This is a genomic window from Comamonas sp. C11 (genome assembly GCF_024496285.1).
In the GTDB taxonomy this organism is placed as follows: domain Bacteria; phylum Pseudomonadota; class Gammaproteobacteria; order Burkholderiales; family Burkholderiaceae_C; genus Comamonas; species Comamonas testosteroni_F.
Genome location: NZ_CP101743.1, coordinates 3640879 through 3656638, shown reverse-complemented (window position 1 = coordinate 3656638; position 15760 = coordinate 3640879). Strand labels below are relative to the sequence as shown.

Below are 15760 nucleotides of genomic sequence, written 5' to 3'. Positions count from 1 at the left end.
TTTTCTATGGGTCTTGTGCTCTTAATGAGCTTCGCTCTGATCGGCGATCTGCACACGCCTGGCATAGCGCTGCGCCAGCACGGCGCAGACCATGAGCTGGATCTGGTGGAACAGCATCAGCGGCAGCACGATTGCACCCACGGAGGCGGCGGGAAAGAGCACATTGGCCATGGGAATACCGCTGACCATGCTTTTCTTGGAGCCGCAGAACACGAGAGTGATCTCGTCCTCCTTGCTGAAGCCCAGGCGGCGTGCGCCCCAGGTGGTGATGAAGAGCACGACGGCCAGCAGAATGCAGCACAAAACGATCAGACCCAGCAGTGAGGGCAGGGGTGTCTGCTTCCACAGGCCGCTGATGACGGCAGCGCTGAAGGCGGCATAGACCACAAACAGGATGGAGCCCTGGTCCACCAGCTTGATGATGGAGGCACGACGCTGCAAAAAGCCGCCAATCACAGGGCGCATCAGATGACCGATGACAAAGGGCAGAAGCAGCGTCATGGCAATCTTGCCAATGGCATGCAAGGCGTCGCCGCCTTCCGCATTCTTGTGCAGGATCAGGCTCACCAGGATCGGCGTGACCAGAATGCCCAGCAGGGTAGAGGCGGACGCGCTGCACACGGCGGCGGGCACATTGCCGCGCGCCATGGAGGTGAAGGCAATCGCCGATTGCACCGTGGCGGGCAGGGTGCAAAGAAACAGCACACCGATATACATCTCGGTGGTGACCATGGGCGAAAGCACCGGGCGCAGTGCCAGTCCCAGAACGGGGAACAGCACAAAGGTGGCGATGAAGATCCAGATATGCAGGCGCCAGTGACCTATGCCAGCCAGGATGGCCTGGCGCGATAGCTTGGCGCCGTGCAGAAAAAACAGCAGGCTGACGATGCCGGTGGTGGTCAGTTCCACATATTTGGCGACTTGGCCCGAGGCGGGCAGAAAGCTGGCGAGGACGACGGTGGCAATCAGTGCCAGCGTGAAGTTATCGGGGACAAAGCGGGGGCGAGACATATTCTTGAACTGAAGCCATCCATGCAAAGCACCGGGCCGGTGCGCGATGGCTGCGTATTGGACACGCAATCCATTTAAAAGAGAAATGGATTTATTCGATAGACCTATAATTTTTTGATATGAATATAAGTCTGCGTCAACTGCGTGCCTTTGTGGCAGTAGCCCAAAGCAGCAGTTTCAGTCGTGCTGCCGATGCCCTGGCATTGACCCAGCCTGCCGTCAGCCGCAATGTGACGGATCTGGAGCAGGCCTTGGGCTTGCTGCTGCTGCATCGAACCACGCGTGAGATGGAACTGACCGAGGCCGGCCGTCTGCTGCTGGGCAATCTCTCGCGCGTGCTTGAGGATCTCGATGCCTGCCTGCTCGAAGTGCAAGGCCTGGCGACTCAGCGCAAGGGCCGCGTGAAGGTGGCCAGCAGTCCCACGCTTTCCGCCAACCTGTTGCCGCAATGCATTGCGCGTGGCAGACAACTGTCACCGGGCGTCAATATCCAGTTGCTCGATCGTATTCAAAGCGATGTGCTGCTCAGCGTGCGCAGTGGGGAGGTGGATTTTGGGGTGGTGATCGACCCATCCGAGAAACAGGACCTGAATGCACAGACCATCCTGACCGAGCCTTTTTGTCTGATCTGCCTTTCCTCGCATGGCCTGGCGCGTGAGAAAGAGGTGCACTGGGCACAGTTGGCTGGTGAATCGTTGGTGCTGCTCGATCATGCATCAGGCAGCCGACGCCTGATCGATGCCGCACTGCAGGCGCATGGCGCGACTGCATCGGTGGTGCAGGAGGTGGGGCATACGGCCACCATCTACAGCATGGTGCAGCAAGGTCTGGGTTTGAGCGTGGTGCCGCGTCTCGCCGTTCCCTCGGCCTGGGCAGCTCAGACTGCTACGACTGCGGCAGCTGGCAGTGCCGCTTTGGTCAGCCGTCCCCTGGTGCCCAAGGTGCAGCGCAGCATCATGCTGGTCAAGCGCCAGCAGCGCGAGCTATCGCCCGTCGCGCACCTGGTCTGGGACCTGATTGCAGCGGAGGCAGTCGGCCTGCTGGGCGAATAGCGGCTCAGGGCCTGAGCACGATGCGTGAATCAATCACCAGCCCTTGGGGCTGCGGCGCGACATATACCGGCTGGGGCGGGGCTGCATAAACCGGTTGTGGCGCATAGTAGGCATCTGGACGGTTTCTGCACTTGCGCTTTTCCTTGTACTCGCCATTGCTCTTCCACTTGCGCTCCACTTTGCAGTGGCCGTCCCAGTACTCTTCCTTGTGCTCGCGCTTGTGGTGGTGATGGCGGTCATGTGCCTGGCTGCTCAGTGGCGTGGCAATCAGCACCACAGGCAGGCAGATGGAAACAAGAGCAAGGATTTTCTTCATTGTGGGTGGGGCAGTCCATGGTCCGAGCCATGGCTGCATCGGTTTCAAAACGCTGCGAGCATAAGCGCAATGCACCGAAGAGACTGTATCAATTCATGAGCGAGACTTGTGATGTGGTTGTGCGCCGGACGTGCGTGAGGTGCTGGTTCTTATAAGAAAGAGAGCTGCTTGCGCTTGAAATACATTCGCTTCGAGATGATTTCTATCTGAAATTAAGTAAATTCAGGCGAAACAAGCTATTCAAAAGATAGCTTTTCAATGGATGTCTGTTTTGACCTGGACCCTGGTAGACGCAGCTACTTGAACGCCATGGCTTCTGGGATCGGGCATTGACATCGCAAACCGATACCGCGGTTAGCTGCACCTCGCTAGGCCGCTCAGGGTTGGATCGGATCGCCGGCTTCCGCTCGAGGCACGTTTGCGCCTGAAGAAACCTTGAACATGCTGGGTTGCAGGCCTGGGGCTGTGTCGGAGTTTCTTTGGGCAGGAATGATCGCTGCGGCCTCGGTGGCAGCGACCGAACCGTTGCTTCATGTTCGGCCTCGTCTGCTGCTCTGTCCCATGTCGTTTCACGAGATGGTGGAAAATCCGTCCGACCCTGTCCAATCTAAGCAGGGAAGCTGCAGGCAATGCAAAAGTGCTGTTCTTGCCAGGTTGACGTTGAGAGGAGTGTCGAGGTGTGGTGTCGAAAGAAGAAGAGGGAGGCCAGCGTCACCAGTCGTGATGGCGGGTGCAAAGTTCTGGCTGCCAAGCGCGATGCACAGCTGGCGACCAGTCTGTTGTTGGTAATCTGGGTCTCTGTACTGGTAGCCACCAGCTGGCAAATCTGGTCGGCGCATCAACGCACTCTGAGCGAGATTGATACCAACAATCGCAATCTTGCACAGACGCTGAACACCTATGCCGAGGGGGTCTTCACCCAGAGCTCCATGCTGCTGCTCGGCATGCTTGAGCGCCTGGAGGTGGAGGGCACCACGCCTGGGCATCTTGTGCGCATGCAGCAACTGGTCGGTCGCCAGGAACATCTGCTTTCCCAGCTCAATGAATTGCTCGTCCTCGATGCGAGCGGTAAATGGCTCATGTCGTCGAGAGGAGGATTTCTCGAGGGAACCAGCAGCGCTGACCGTCGCTTTTTTTCATACCACCGCGATAACCCGTCGCACGAGGTCTTCATCGGTGCACCCATACGTAGCCGTTCTACGGGGGAATGGGTGCTTACCATCAGCCGGCGATTTGAGAACCAAGAGGGTGACTTTGCCGGGGTCATTGTTGTCGTGCTGGGGATAGAGAACTTTCTGCACTTGTTCGGCAAGATCGATGTCGGCGAGCAAGGGTCTATTGGATTCGCAACGACCAGCGGACAGTTGCTGGTGCGTTATCCATTTCGTGAACAGGATCTGGGGCGTGACTTCTCTCGTTCCCCTAACTTTCTGCGCTATTACTCAAACCTGAAATCCGGCACGGCGTCGTTTGAGTCCGGCATAGATGGAACGGAAAGGCTATATGCCTTCAGGAGCAATGATCGTTATCCAGTTTTCACGGTGGTTGCCCGGGGGCGGTATGAGGCACTGCAAGCCTGGCGAAGCCAGGCGCTGCTGACGACAGGTGTGGTGCTAGGACTGCTGGCAGTTGTCACACTGATAGGCTGGCGCCTGATCCTGCTCATCCGACAGCGTGCGCAGGCCGAGACATCCTTGATGGCAGTGCGTGAGAAGTTACTGGATGCCAACCTCGAACTGGAGCGGCTGGCCACTCAGGATTCATTGACAGGGCTGGCGAACCGGCGACGCTTCGATGAGGTACTGCAACTGGAGGTCCGGCGTGCCGCGCGTGACGGGACGGTGCTCTCGCTTTTGCTCATCGATCTGGATCATTTCAAGGGCTTCAATGACCGCTATGGTCATGTCGCCGGTGACGAATGCCTGAAAGCGGTGTCGCGGCAGCTGGAGCTGTCGGCCAAGCGTTCAGGGGATCTGGCAGCACGTTACGGCGGGGAGGAACTTGCCATCATTCTTCCCAATACCGCGCTTGAGGGGGCCATGCGCGTTGCCGAGGAGTTGCTGAAGTGCATACGGGGACTCGATATTGCCCATGAGTCCAGCCAATTCGGCCATGTCACTGTGAGCATAGGAGCGGCAAGCATGCAGGGCAGGCATGGACTGACGAGTCCGCTGGATCTGGTTGAAGCGGCCGATCAAGCTCTGTATCGGGCCAAGGCGGCTGGGCGCAATCGTGCCGAGTGCTGAACTGTCGGAGCTGGTCTCTCGGATCCTTAGACGACATTCAGACAAACTGAGGGCGCGAGCCGTCATTTCAAATCCCTAGTCTTGCCAAAGGGGAACGCTGCCTGGAGGTATTTGTCGAGCCATGGTCAGGAGGTCGGCGCAGGACACAGCAAAAGCACCGGAGCCGGCTAGCGTATTCCTGCGAATATCTGGCCTGAGCACTGGTGCCCGCGAAGGCAGGCAGGTTGGCCTATCGCATGATTCACGACAGGGCTTCATGTAGATGCTTGTTGATGCTGACTCGGAGGGTTATGACCTGCATCGACGCCAGCGCTACGCGCTGGACGGTCGCAGATCTACAAGGAAGTTCAACACTTGCTGCGAGGGGTCGGCGCTGGGGCGAGGCCGGCAATGGCAACGCCACCGATGACTGGTGGCAGACTTTGTGCATGCCTGATTCCAGGCTGGTCAGGCTGGATGTGTAGGCTGTGGGAATCTCAAGCAAATGGCGTGAGAGTGCCTCAGCGATCCATATCGACACGCGCTGAAGGCAGTGCGAGCATCGAAGAGCCAGAACTGGCCGCTGCGATCTGCATCTGGAGCAGGCAGAGCTTGCAATTGAGCTGCAGGCCGGGTGCTTGCGCGGCCCCGTGATCCTGCAGCTGATGCAAGCATGTCAGAACTGGTGGCCGTAGCGCACCATATCAACCACCGAGGCTTAGTGGCGGCGCTGCTGCGGCGCAGGGTTGCTGTTGTTGGAACGCTCGATATGACGGAAGGTCAGGCGACCCTTGTTCAGATCATAGGGAGACATCTCCAGCGTTACCTTGTCGCCTGCCAGCACACGAATACGGTGCTTGCGCATCTTGCCGCCGGAGTAGGCAATCAGCTGGTGGCCGTTGTCCAGCGTCACACGAAAACGGGCGTCCGGCAAAACCTCGTCCACTCTGCCTTGCATTTCAATCAATTCTTCTTTGGCCAAAATATTTCCTTTCTACAAAGAGGTCAGTTCAACTGGTTGTCCAGCACCATGCTGCGCCCCTCGGCGAGGGCATATTTGCTGGCCATATCCGGGGTGTCGAACTGGCGGATAAACCTGAAAATCCGGTCATAGGTTCCGCGTCGGATGGAAACCGCTGCAGCAACCTTGCCGGAGTGAGTCATTTGGGTGAGGGCAGTCACAATGTAGTTGCCGACACGCTCTGTGATTTGTTCTGTGTGCATATCGAGTCAACGGGCGGCACAAACCCAGGGCAGGGCATGCCGACCAATGAAAAATGAAGGAGTCCAGCTCTGACGAGCTGGGATCAAATAAGCCAGCCGCTTGCGGGTGGCTTAAGCTTCTTGCCATGGAGTGCTATGACTGTATGGAGCCAAGCGTGGGCAACGTGAGAACTGCCTGAGAAATACTGCGTAGGGCAAGTGCCACGCAGCAATCCAAAGATTATAAAGCATTGTTCTTTTATGCGCAAATCGTGATGAAACCGAGGCGCAGCAAAATAAAAAGCCCCAGGCTCTTGCGAACCTGGGGCTTCTATTCTGGTGCCGGAGAGATGAATCGAACACCCGACCTTCTCATTACGAATGAGCTGCTCTACCGACTGAGCTACACCGGCGATAAGCTATAGATTATAGCGCTTTTTCATCGGCCTCGAGATGGTAGCTGGTCACGCGTTCCACTTCGTTCTTGGAGCCGAGGACGACGCTCACGCGCTCGTGCAATTGCGTTGGCTGGATGTCCAGGATGCGCTGACGGCCGTTGGTGGCCATGCCACCGGCCTGCTCGACAAGCCAGCTCATGGGATTGGCTTCGTACATCAGGCGCAGCTTGCCGGCCTTTTGCGGCTCGCGCTTGTCCCAGGGGTACATGAAGATGCCGCCGCGGCACAGTATGCGGTGGACGTCGGCCACCATGGCAGCAACCCAGCGCATGTTGAAATTCTTGCCGCGCGGGCCGTCTGCACCCGCCAGGCATTCGTCCACGTAGCGCTTCACAGGGGCATCCCAGTGGCGCATATTGGACATGTTGATGGCAAATTCCTTGGTGTCTTCGGGGATCTTGACGTTTTCTTCGATGAGCACGAACGAACCTTGCTCGCGGTCCAGCGTGAACATGGAGACACCGTCGCCCACGGTCAGCACCAGGGTGGTCTGGGGGCCGTAGATGCAGTAGCCGGCAGCCACCTGCTGGGTGCCGGGCTGCATGAAGTCGCTGTCGTGCACGCCAGGGTGGCCTTCAGGCTTCTTGAGCACGCTGAAGATGGTGCCGATGGACATGTTGATGTCGATATTGGACGAGCCGTCCAGGGGGTCGAACATCAGCAGGTATTCGCCTTGAGGGTAGCGGTTGGGCACCACATAGATGCCTTCCATTTCCTCCGATGCCATCGCGGCCAGGTGACCGCCCCATTCATTGGCTTCAATCAGGGTCTCGTTGGCGATGATGTCCAGCTTTTTCTGCACTTCGCCCTGCACGTTTTCACTGCCGGCCGTACCCATGACGTCGCCAAGCTCACCTTTGTTCACGGCAAAGCTGATGCGCTTGCAGGCGCGGGCCACCACTTCAAGCAGCAGGCGCAACTGGCCGGGGATGAGCCCGTCAACACGTTGTTGCTCGACCAGATAGCGGGTCAGGCTGATGTTTTTCTTCATGCTTCAACTCCTTGATATTCGATGCAAATCTGAAATGGGTAGAAAACAGGGCAGGGCATCTGCCTTCATGGATGACGCCCCGCAGAGCGCTGCTCCAGTTCCGCCAGCAGCTCCTTGACGCGGGTTTGCTGCTGGCTGTCTTTCTGGTTCAGCGCGTATTGTTCATAGCGGGCCAGCCATTGGCGGGCCTGCGGGTCATGCTTTTGCTCATGGGCAAGGACCATGAGCTGGAAATAGCTGTCGTAGACGGTGGCATGGTCTTGCGCCGCCTGCGCAATCTGCAGACGCTCCTGAAGATAGGCTGCAGATTGCTTCAGATCGCCCAGCTCATAGCAATTCTGCGCAATATTGGTGAGCACGCCGCGTATCTGCTGCAGCTTGCTCATGGCTTTGAGGCGCTCACGCGCTACAGGTAGCAGTCGCTCGTTGGCATGCCTTGCCTCGCGAAATCGCCCCAGCTCATGCAGCAGATAGCCTTCGTCCTCATAGACGCCGAGAATCTGCATCTGGCTCGGAAAATCCAGAGCCCGTGCAGGCCTCACGCTCTCGTCCCAGCGCATTTCGGCAGGTAGCACGGCAATCTGCGGCAGCGGATATTCAGCCTGAAAGGCTTTGACCCACTTGAGCGCCGCTTCATGTCGCCCGGCATCTGCCAGCCAGCGGATGCTTGAGTAGCGCAGGAAAAAATGAGCGTATGACAGCTCCGGGTCCTGAGTGCCGGACAAAGCCGTCAGTGCCGTCTGCGCTGCTTCGGCTGCCTCTTTGGGCATGCCGCGGCGGGCGTAGACGCTGGCCTGTGTGTAGTAGAGCCGGAAGATATCGCGTGCAGCAAATCCCGGCTTTTTCAACAGCGGCTCCAGCGCCTGCAGATCGGCACTCATGGCTCGCCCGCTGAAGCTGCCGCCTTCGCTGAAGACAGTGGCATAGAGGGGCGCAAAACGAGCTTCGAATCCCGCATCAGGCTTTGCAGCCTGAGTGCTCAGCGACATGCTCGCCGCGGCGACGGCAAGGGCCTTCACGCCCCGAGCCGCGTGTCGAGCCAGCATGTTCAGACCCATCAGTCCGCCAGGGCACGGGTGATGACCTCGCGCACGTCGTTGGACAGATCGGGCTTGGCAGCCACACGGGCGATGGCTTCGCGGGCCGCAGAGCGGTAAGGCTCGGCCAGCTTTTTCCAGCGATCCATCACCCGGGCCAGACGGGAGGCCACCTGAGGGTTGAAGCCGTCGATCTCGATCACGCGATCGGCCCAGAACACATAGCCAGCCGCGTCGGCGCGGTGGAAGGCGCCGGCATTGTTGCAGTAACTGAAGATCAGGCTGCGTGCGCGGTTGGGGTTCTTGATCTGGAAGTCGGCATGCTTCATCAGCGCCTTGACGGCGGGAAGCACATCGCCACCGCGGTCGCTGGCAGCACCCTGCAGGGCAAACCATTTGTCCAGCACCAGTGCATCTTGCTTGAACAGCGCGTGGAAGCGCTGCAGCGCCTGTTCGGCCAGCGGGCTGGCACTGTAGACCAGGGCGGAGAGGGCGGCCATGCGGTCCGTCATGTTGCCTGCGTCCTTGCAGCGCTGGTAGGCCTTGCCGGGCCAGACCGTGTCACCAGTTCGGGCGGCATGCAGGCAAAGCATGGATAGAGCGCGGCCTGCCAGTGCACGGCGGCCGGCGCTGACATGGTCGGGGCGGTAGGCGCCGGTGTCGCGGTTGGCCTCCCAGGCGGCTTCCCACTCGGGCTGCAGAGCGGTCGCCAGCTGCAAGATCATGGCTTCGCGCACCGCATGAACGCGCTGCGGATCGACCTCGGCCAGCTGCTCGGCGATATAGCTCTCCGACGGCAGCGTGAGCACCAGGTCCTTGAACGCTGCGTCCAGCTTGTCGTCACGCAGCACGCGGCGCATGGCGTCGATAAAGGCTGCAGGCAGGATTTCGGCGCTGGCCTCACCGCTGGCAGCGACGGCCTTCAGGGCATAACGCAGGCCCAGACGCTGGCTGGCTTCCCATTGGTTGAACGGGTCGCTGTCATGAGCCAGCAGGGTCAGCAGATCGGTATCGCTGAATTCATGCTCCAGCACCACGGGGGCGCTGAAGGTGCGCAGCAGCGAGGGCACGGGGGCTTCGCTCACATTGCTGAAGACAAAGCTCTGCTCGGCTTCGGTCAACACCAGCATGCGGCTGGTGACTGCCTGGGCCGCGTCTTCGCCTTGCAGTTGCAGGGCGATGGGCTGGCCGCTGGCGGTGAGCAAACCCATTTGCACGGGAATGACGAACGGCAGTTTCTCGGCCTGACCCACGGTGGGCGCGCAGCTTTGCGACAGCGTCAGCGTATATGTCTGGGCTGCGGCATCGTATTGGTCAACAGCCTTGAGCACAGGCGTGCCGGCCTGGCTGTACCAGCGGCGGAATTGCTGCAGATGCTGAGCCAGGGCAGAGCCCGGGTTGGCATCTGCAATGGCTTGCGAGAAGTCATCGCAGGTCACGGCCTGACCGTCATGACGATCGAAGTACAGCTTCATGCCCTTGGCAAAGCCTTCGCGGCCAACCAGGTTGTGCTGCATGCGCACGACTTCCGCGCCTTTTTCGTAGATTGTGACCGTGTAGAAGTTGTTGATCTCGATATAGCTGTCGGGGCGCACGGGGTGGGCCATGGGGCCGGCATCCTCGGGAAACTGCACGGTACGCAGTACGCGTACATCGTCGATGCGCTTGACGGCACGGGCCGAAGCCGTGCCCGCCATGTCCATGCTGAACTCCTGATCGCGGAACACCGTCAGGCCTTCCTTGAGGCTGAGCTGGAACCAGTCGCGGCAGGTGACGCGGTCACCCGTCCAGTTATGGAAGTATTCATGACCGACGACGGATCCGATATTGGCGTAATCGGTGTCGGTGGCCGTGGCCTGACTGGCCAGAACATACTTGGTGTTGAAGATGTTCAGGCCCTTGTTCTCCATGGCGCCCATGTTGAAGTCGCTGGTGGCGACGATCATGAAGCGGTCCAGATCCAGGCTCAGGCCAAAGCGGGCCTCGTCCCATGCAACGGAGTGCATGAGGGAGTTCATGGCGTGCTCGGTCTTTTCCAGATCGCCGGGGCGCACAAAGACCTGCAGCAGGTGATCCCGGCCGGCACGGCTCTTGATCTTCTGCTCGCGCGCGACCAGATTGCCGGCCACCAGCGCAAACAGATAGCTGGGTTTTTTATGCGGATCGACCCACTTGGCAAAGTGGCGGCCATCCTCCAGGTCACCGGACTCCACCAGATTGCCGTTGGACAGCAGCACCGGGTACTGGGCCTTGCTGGCGCGCAGCGTGACGGTGTACATGGCCATCACGTCGGGGCGGTCCAGGAAGTAGGTGATGCGGCGGAAACCTTCTGCCTCGCACTGCGTGAAGAACGTGTCCTCGCTCACATACAAGCCCATGAGCTTGGTGTTCTTGATGGGGGCGCAGGTGGTGAAGATCTCCAGCTCCACGGGCTCGTTGCCCTCGGGCAGGTTCTCCAGCACCAGCTGGTCGCCATCCATCTTGAAGGAGGTACCACCGCCGTTGACCATCACCCGCGCCAGATTCAGCTCGTCGCCGTCCAGGCGCAGCGCCTGTGCCGGCACCTCGGGGTTGCGGCGCACGCGCATCTTGCTCAGCACGCGCGTCTTGGCCGGGTCCAGGTCAAAAGTCAGGTCCACCGTGTCGATCCACCAGGCCGGGGCCTCGTAGTCGGCACGGTAAATGGCGGTGGCCGGGGCTTGCCCGTCACGCAGTTGCAGCATATCGATTCCTTTCTAGGATCAGAGGCCTTGCTTGAGCGAGGCTTCGATAAACACATCCAGGTCGCCGTCCAGCACCTTCTGGGTGGCCGAGACTTCAACGTTGGTGCGCAAGTCCTTGATGCGGCTGTTGTCCAGCACATAGGAGCGGATTTGGTGACCCCAGCCCACATCGGTCTTGGTGTCCTCGAGCTTTTGCTGCTCTTCCATGCGCTTGCGCATCTCGAAGTCGTACAGCCTGGAGCGCAGGCGCTGCCATGCCACGTCACGGTTGCTATGCTGAGAGCGACCGTCCTGGCACTGCACCACGATGCCCGTGGGGATGTGGGTCAGGCGCACGGCCGAATCGGTCTTGTTGATGTGCTGACCGCCGGCGCCCGAGGCGCGGTAGGTGTCGGTGCGCACATCCGACGGATTGATGTTGATCTCGATGGAGTCATCGATCTCGGGGTAGACGAACAGCGATGAAAAGCTGGTGTGACGGCCGCCCGAGCTGTCGAAGGGCGACTTGCGCACCAGGCGGTGCACGCCGGTTTCGGTGCGCAGCAGGCCGTAGGCATACTCGCCTTCGACCTTGATGGTGGCGCTCTTGATGCCGGCTACGTCGCCCGGAGTCTCTTCTTCGACGGTGGCCTTGAAGCCCTTGCGTTCGGCGTACTTCAGGTACTGGCGCAGCAGCATGCTGGCCCAGTCGCAGGCTTCGGTGCCGCCGGCGCCAGCCTGGATGTCGATGAAGCAGTTGAGCGGATCGGCTTCGCCGCCGAACATTCGGCGGAACTCGAGCTCCTCGATCAGCGGCTTGAGCTTGGCGGTTTCGGCTTCAATGGTTTCAAGGCCGGCATCATCGCCTTCTTCCTTGCTCATCTCGAACAGCTCGGAATTGTCGGCCAGTTCGGTGGTGAGCTTCTCCAGGGTCAGCACGACGGAGTCGAGCGACTTCTTTTCCTTGCCCAGGTCCTGTGCCTTCTTGGGGTCGTTCCAGACGGCAGGGTCTTCCAGCGAGGCGTTTACCGTGCGCAGGCGTTCGTACTTGGCATCGTAGTCAAAGATACCTCCGGAGATCTGCCGTGCGCTCGGCCAGATCTTGGAGGGTGTTGCCGATAGAGTTGACGCGTTCTGCTTCCATGGTGAATCCGTTGTTCTTGCTGATAAATAAGGGCTGATTTTCTCATGCCGGACGGCTGTAAGGATGCAATGGCCTTCGACAGGGTTTTTGAGTGCTTCATCGGGGTGTCTTTTTGAGCCCAGCTATGCCCCTGATGCCACCATCGGTTTTATTCATGGATGCCGTTACTCGAAGTAACAAATACTGAATAGAATTCGCAGGCGCGCGCAGTGTGTACGCGCTTTTCAGGCAGTTTTCCCTATTCCCCATCTCGCAGGCGCCAGACCTTGCAGGTCGCCCAGGCGCCCAATTCCCCCATGAACTTCTTTCGCAACCTCAAGCTGGCCAACAAGCTGCTGGTGTCTTTTGTGCTGATCCTGCTGATCAGTGCGGTATCGGGTCTGTACGGCCTGGTCCAGATGGAGCGTGTCAATGCCACGGCCACCGATCTGGCGCGCCAGTGGCTGCCGGCGGCACGCAACCTGCAGGACATGCGTTATCAGCTTCAGCGCTATCGCTCGCAGACCATGCAGCATGTGATGGCGCAGTCGTCCGAGGAAATGGCGGTCTATGACAAGAGCATGCCCAAGCTCTGGGATGAGCTGGTCCGGAACCAGCAGTCGTATGTCAAGTACGTGAGAACCGACAAGGAGCGCGCCCTGTTGGCCGAAATCGGCGAGGAGCTCAAGGCCTATGCCGTGCAGACGGCCAAGGTGGTAGATCTGTCGCATCAGCTGCTCAACGATGAGGCCAGCGAAATCTTGCGCGGCGAGTCGCTCAAGATCAGCCGCGGCATCAATACACGTCTGGATGCTCTCAGCGAGATCAACCATCAGGCGACCGAGGAAACCAATCAGGCCGGCGATGACCTGTATGCCGCTGCACGCTGGTGGGTGATGGCGCTGCTGCTGGGATCCATCCTGATCGGTGTACTGCTGGCGGTGCTGATCGCACGCTCCATCTCGCGTCCTTTGCAGTCGGCCGTTCAACTGGCCCAGTCCGTGGCTGCGGGCGATCTGAGCGCCAGCATCACCGTGCAAAGCCAGGATGAGGTGGGTCAGCTGCTCAAGGCGCTCATGGACATGAACACCAGCCTGCAGCGCATCGTGGGTCAGGTGCGCCAGGGCACGGACTCGATTGCCTCGGCAAGCAGCCAGATTGCCAGCGGCAACCAGGATCTGTCCTCGCGCACCGAAGAGCAGGCCAGCTCGCTGGAGCAGACGGCAGCCTCCATGGAGGAGTTGACCGCCACCGTGCAGCAGAACGCCGGCAATGCCCAGCAGGCCAATCAGATGGCGTCTGCAGCGTCCCAGGTGGCCGTACGCGGTGGTGCCACCGTGGCCCAGGTGGTGCAGACCATGTCGGCCATCAACGAGTCTTCGCGCAAGATCGTGGACATCATCGGGGTGATCGACTCCATCGCCTTCCAGACCAATATTCTGGCGCTGAACGCAGCCGTGGAAGCCGCCCGTGCGGGTGACCAGGGCCGCGGCTTTGCCGTGGTGGCGTCCGAAGTGCGCACCCTGGCCCAGCGCTCGGCCGAGGCGGCCAAGCAGATCAAGCAGCTGATCGACGACTCCGTGAGCAAGGTGCAGGAAGGCAGCACCCAGGTCGGCGAGGCCGGCAAGACCATGGACGAGATCGTGATGAGCGTGCGCCGCGTCACCGACATCATGGGCGAGATCTCGGTGGCCAGCCATCAGCAGACCTCGGGCATCGAGCAGGTCACGCAGGCAGTGACGCAGATGGATCAGATGACCCAGCAGAACGCCGCCCTGGTGGAAGAGGCGGCGGCCGCGACCGATGCGCTGCGCGGTCAGGCCGCCGCGCTGGCCGAGACGGTGAGCTTCTTCAAGCTCGGTGCCCAGTCCGGTCAGCAAGCCGCGCCGGCCCTGGCTCCTGCGACTTTCAAGCCCGCGCCTGCCAGGGCTGCGATCAAGGCTCCGGCCCCGCTCAAGGCCTCGTCGGCTGCGCTCAGGCGCCCCGCGATGTCGGCGGCGAGCAAGCCGCCGGTCCTCAGCCCCGCGAAAAACGCAGCAGCGCCCCGGCCGCAAAAGGCCGCGACGGCAGACGATGGTGAATGGGAGAGCTTCTAAGCCGGTAAGCGCGCGGTGCCGGGCCCGGTGCCGTCAGTTAGGTTGCTATTGATAAAGAAGCTATTGCCGCTTGACTATATTGAATTTCAAGGTATTTTTTATCTGAAATATATTGGTGTATAGCGGTATAAGCTTTCTTATTGATAGTGAGTGACAAGCCCGTCTTCGAAACAAGAACACCCCGCAGCCGTGGCTGACGGGGTGTTTTTTGTTGACGGGGGCAGGAGCGACGCGATGCGCTCCCGCTTGCCTGCATCAGCTGCCGCGTGTGATCGGCACTTCGGCGTTCTTGCCGTAGCTGCCGTATTTGCCCAGCTCCCACTTGGCGATCGCGTTGCGGTGCACCTCGTCGGGGCCGTCGGCAAAGCGCAGCGTGCGTGCTGCGGCATAGGCATAGGCCAGCGGGAAGTCATCGCACATGCCGCCGCCGCCATGCACCTGCATGGCCCAGTCGATGACCTGGCAGGCCATGCTGGGGGCCACGACCTTGATCATGGCGATCTCGGTCCTGGCCACCTTGTTGCCGGCCACATCCATCAGCCAGGCAGCCTTGAGCGTGAGCAGGCGCGCCATGTCGATCTTGCAGCGCGCTTCGGCAATGCGCTCCTGCGTCACGGTCTGCTGGGCCACACTCTTGCCGAAAGCCACGCGGCTGCTGGCGCGCTTGCACATCAGCTCCAGCGCGCGCTCGGCCAGGCCGATCAGGCGCATGCAGTGGTGAATGCGGCCCGGGCCGAGGCGACCCTGGGCGATCTCGAAGCCGCGCCCTTCGCCCAGCAAGATATTGCCGACGGGAACGCGCACGTTCTCGAAATACATCTCCATATGGCCGTGGGGCGCATCGTCATAGCCCATCACGTTCAGCGGACGCGCGATGCGGATGCCCTTGGCATCGGCCGGGATGATGATCATGCTCTGCTGCGAATGCTTGGCCGCTTCGGGGTCGGTCTTGCCCATGGTGATGAAGACCTGGCAGCGAGGATCGCCGGCACCCGAGATCCACCACTTGTGGCCGTTGATCACGTATTCGTCGCCCTGGCGCTCGATACGGGTGCAGATATTGGTGGCGTCGGAGGAGGCGACTTCGGGCTCGGTCATGGCGAAGGCCGAGCGGATCTTGCCTTCCAGCAGGGGCTTGAGCCAGCGCTCCTTGAGCTCGGCACTGCCGTAGCGGGCAATGGTCTCCATATTGCCGGTATCCGGCGCGGAGCAGTTGAAGACTTCGGAAGCCCATGGCACGCGGCCCATGATCTCGGCCAGCGGTGCGTATTCCTGATTGGTCAGGCCCGCGCCGTGGTAGCCCGAGGCTTCGGCGCTGTCCACCGGCAGAAACAGATTCCACAGACCCGCGGCCTGGGCCTTGGGCTTGAGCTTTTCGATGGTTTGCAGCGGCGTCCAGCGCTTGCCGGCGGCCGTGTTGGCCTGCATCTCGTCGGCATATTCCTTTTCTGCCGGGTAGATGTGGTCGTCCATGAACTTGAGCAGGCGCTGCTGCAGGTCCTTGGTTTTGGGCGAGTAGTCGAAGTCCATGAGTGCTCCTTTTGTT

Annotated in this window: 12 protein-coding genes and 1 tRNA gene; 3 read left to right on the top strand and 10 right to left on the bottom strand. The window is 60.3% G+C overall.

Translation table 11 applies throughout. The annotated features are described in order from the left end of the window. Positions 1 to 21: 21 nt before the first annotated feature. Positions 22 to 1011, bottom strand: coding sequence for a bile acid:sodium symporter family protein (locus tag NOX35_RS16785; protein ID WP_256494078.1), 990 nt, complete (start codon positions 1009 to 1011; stop codon positions 22 to 24). 119 nt (positions 1012 to 1130) lie between these two features. On the opposite strand from NOX35_RS16785, the gene NOX35_RS16780 reads away from it, so the two are divergent. Next, on the top strand, positions 1131 to 2063 hold the full coding sequence (locus NOX35_RS16780) for a LysR family transcriptional regulator (protein ID WP_256494077.1): 933 nt from the start codon (positions 1131 to 1133) through the stop codon (positions 2061 to 2063). A 4-nt stretch (positions 2064 to 2067) separates the two neighbouring features. On the opposite strand, the gene NOX35_RS16775 is transcribed toward NOX35_RS16780, so the two are convergent. Then, positions 2068 to 2379, bottom strand: a complete 312-nt coding sequence (locus NOX35_RS16775) for a hypothetical protein (protein ID WP_182283363.1) — start codon at positions 2377 to 2379, stop codon at positions 2068 to 2070. Between the two features lie 677 nt (positions 2380 to 3056). Between NOX35_RS16775 and NOX35_RS16770 the strand changes: the two genes are divergently transcribed. After that, the gene (locus NOX35_RS16770; RefSeq protein WP_256494074.1) at positions 3057 to 4625 is read left to right on the top strand and encodes a sensor domain-containing diguanylate cyclase; all 1569 of its coding nucleotides are present in this window, start codon (positions 3057 to 3059) and stop codon (positions 4623 to 4625) included. Positions 4626 to 5322: 697 nt separating this feature from the next. On the opposite strand, the gene infA is transcribed toward NOX35_RS16770, so the two are convergent. The 7 genes from infA to prfB form a co-directional block, all read right to left on the bottom strand. Then, positions 5323 to 5586, bottom strand: coding sequence for a translation initiation factor IF-1 (infA, locus tag NOX35_RS16765; protein WP_003061434.1), 264 nt, complete (start codon positions 5584 to 5586; stop codon positions 5323 to 5325). 23 nt (positions 5587 to 5609) lie between these two features. Next, on the bottom strand, positions 5610 to 5828 hold the full coding sequence (locus NOX35_RS16760) for a hypothetical protein (RefSeq protein ID WP_003053604.1): 219 nt from the start codon (positions 5826 to 5828) through the stop codon (positions 5610 to 5612). A 316-nt stretch (positions 5829 to 6144) separates the two neighbouring features. Then, positions 6145 to 6220: transfer RNA gene (locus tag NOX35_RS16755), tRNA-Thr, on the bottom strand. Between the two features lie 13 nt (positions 6221 to 6233). Continuing rightward, positions 6234 to 7256 (bottom strand): class 1 fructose-bisphosphatase, encoded by a 1023-nt coding sequence (locus NOX35_RS16750; protein WP_003061245.1) that lies wholly within the window; start codon positions 7254 to 7256, stop codon positions 6234 to 6236. Positions 7257 to 7321: 65 nt separating this feature from the next. Continuing rightward, positions 7322 to 8302 carry a hypothetical protein gene (locus tag NOX35_RS16745; protein ID WP_256494071.1) on the bottom strand — a complete coding sequence of 327 codons (981 nt, stop codon included), beginning with the start codon at positions 8300 to 8302 and terminating at the stop codon, positions 7322 to 7324. Between the two features lie 11 nt (positions 8303 to 8313). Beyond that, positions 8314 to 11016 carry an aminopeptidase N gene (pepN, locus tag NOX35_RS16740; protein ID WP_256494070.1) on the bottom strand — a complete coding sequence of 901 codons (2703 nt, stop codon included), beginning with the start codon at positions 11014 to 11016 and terminating at the stop codon, positions 8314 to 8316. 18 nt (positions 11017 to 11034) lie between these two features. Continuing rightward, a protein-coding gene (gene prfB / locus NOX35_RS16735) for a peptide chain release factor 2 (RefSeq protein WP_182283332.1) occupies positions 11035 to 12139 on the bottom strand; the annotation gives its coding sequence in 2 pieces (ribosomal slippage) (positions 11035 to 12057 and positions 12059 to 12139; 1104 coding nt in all). Between the two features lie 296 nt (positions 12140 to 12435). Between prfB and NOX35_RS16730 the strand changes: the two genes are divergently transcribed. Next, positions 12436 to 14214 carry a methyl-accepting chemotaxis protein gene (locus NOX35_RS16730; RefSeq protein ID WP_182283331.1) on the top strand — a complete coding sequence of 593 codons (1779 nt, stop codon included), beginning with the start codon at positions 12436 to 12438 and terminating at the stop codon, positions 14212 to 14214. A gap of 255 nt (positions 14215 to 14469) precedes the next feature. On the opposite strand, the gene NOX35_RS16725 is transcribed toward NOX35_RS16730, so the two are convergent. Further along, positions 14470 to 15744: an acyl-CoA dehydrogenase family protein gene (locus NOX35_RS16725; RefSeq protein ID WP_182283330.1), complete on the bottom strand. Its 1275-nt coding sequence runs from the start codon at positions 15742 to 15744 to the stop codon at positions 14470 to 14472. Positions 15745 to 15760: the final 16 nt, after the last annotated feature.